The following is a 1,707-nucleotide window of genomic DNA, read 5'->3' on the forward strand; positions in this document are numbered from 1 at the left end:
TTGGGAGGGTATGTGTTAACTGTTGATATCCTTTTAATTTTTAGGCCAATTCAATAAATGCATTATTATTTTCTTTAGTTGCAATTTTACCTTCTTCGTAAATTTCTGTGGCTTTATTAAAATCTCCGGTACTATAAGTGAGATTGTTCACATGATCCACAAGAATTGTACACAATTCGCGATTCCCTGGGTTTTTCAAATTACTACTTAACATACCAGTCTGGAAGATCAGTGTTGCAATATTATCTAAATCTTTTTTAGGTTTCATACCGCCTCCCACATCACTCCCAATAATAATATCGGCTCCCATGTTTTTGGCTATATCTGTCGGAAAGTTATTTAGAACGCCACCATCTACTAACAGAACATCTTCATAATCTACCGGCGAAAACACGCCCGGAATAGACATGCTTGCCCTCATGGCCTTACTTAATGACCCGTCACCAAGTATGACTTCTTTGCCATTTACAATATCTGTAGCAACTGCTCTGAAGGGTATGGCAAGGTCATTAAAATTGCTAACATCATAAATTGGATAGGTTACCGAATGCAGATATGCCAGAAGATTCTGATCACTGACAACGCCACTGCTTGGTTTTGGTTTTCCTTTCTCAATATCAAGTTCTAGTAAGTATCTTTCATACTCACTTTTCTCTTCGTTACTAATATCTAGCAAAGAAACTTTACCCCCAAATAAGGCATCCCAATCCATTTCTTTGGTCAACTTCTCGATCTCATTTCCAGAATAGCCCATAGAATACAAGCCACCAACGATACTTCCCATACTGGTACCTATAACTAGGTCGGGCACTATACCCAAGGAATCTAACAATTGTAATGTTGGGATATGTGCTACACCTTTGGCACCTCCACCGCTTAAAACAAGTGCAACTTTTGGTTTTTTTTCTTGTGCAGAAAGTAAACTTGGAAAAACCATTATCGAACAAATAATGGCAAGTAATATATGTTTATTCATATTTCAATTTGAGTTGATTAATGGTCTCTTCAAACATTTTATCGGTTGATGTGGCGCCAAAAAGAACCTCTTTGGTTGTCATAACAAGGGCATCTTGATGTGCAAATACAGCAAGATTCCCATGTGTTAGTAGACGTATAAGTGTGCCAAAAATTCTAATCATCGTTACATTTTTACAAGCTTACTCAAGCAACTCCAATACTTATCATTTTCTGTATTTTCATTTTAATAATATTATAACTATTTGACATTATGTTTTTAATTGTAAGGTGGACAATTTACACAAATCTTTACCAAGTTCAATTATAGTATAACATCAAAAGTAGTCGCAACAGCGCGTTCATACAATAAACTAAAGTGGAAGAAAAGTAGAGATACAGCTAAAGAAACTATGGAAGTTGTCTAAAATGTCTTGAATATATTTCATTCTGAATAGAACAAAATAGAATAAAGTTTCGTCACTTTTGTATTAAAGAGATATATACAAACTGTTATCTATTTTCCCTAAAGAAATTAATCTTTATTTCAATTATTGGTTATAATTAAGGCTAATATTTTTTGTTGATTAGCTGTGTGTTTAAAGGACGAATTTAGCAAATAAAAACCGAATAGAAAATTTGTAAGTATTTACATTGTAGGCAAGCATCTGAAATTATTTCTAGTTATTGTTGTACTCTGGTTATTTTTTTAGTTCTAATTCAAATTCCATTAAAAAAGGATAAGATTATGAC

The 1,707-nt window shown here is 33.5% G+C and carries 2 protein-coding genes; both read right to left on the bottom strand.

The window, feature by feature from the left end:
- Positions 1–40: 40 nt before the first annotated feature.
- Positions 41–976, bottom strand: a complete 936-nt coding sequence (locus WBM60_RS16970) for a patatin-like phospholipase family protein (RefSeq protein WP_424283381.1) — start codon at positions 974–976, stop codon at positions 41–43.
- Positions 969–1,139: a hypothetical protein gene (locus tag WBM60_RS16975; protein WP_424283382.1), complete on the bottom strand. Its 171-nt coding sequence runs from the start codon at positions 1,137–1,139 to the stop codon at positions 969–971. Before WBM60_RS16975 ends, WBM60_RS16970 begins: the two co-directional genes overlap by 8 nt.
- Positions 1,140–1,707 lie beyond the last annotated feature (568 nt).

This window comes from Eudoraea sp. (assembly GCF_049669105.1).
Classification (GTDB): domain Bacteria; phylum Bacteroidota; class Bacteroidia; order Flavobacteriales; family Flavobacteriaceae; genus Eudoraea.

Bases quoted from the DNA above. Each gene is read 5' to 3' on its own strand.
- WBM60_RS16970 (WP_424283381.1), bottom strand. From the start codon at position 976: ATGAATAAACATATATTACTTGCCATTATTTGTTCGATAATGGTTTTT.
- WBM60_RS16975 (WP_424283382.1), bottom strand. From the start codon at position 1,139: ATGATTAGAATTTTTGGCACACTTATACGTCTACTAACACATGGGAAT.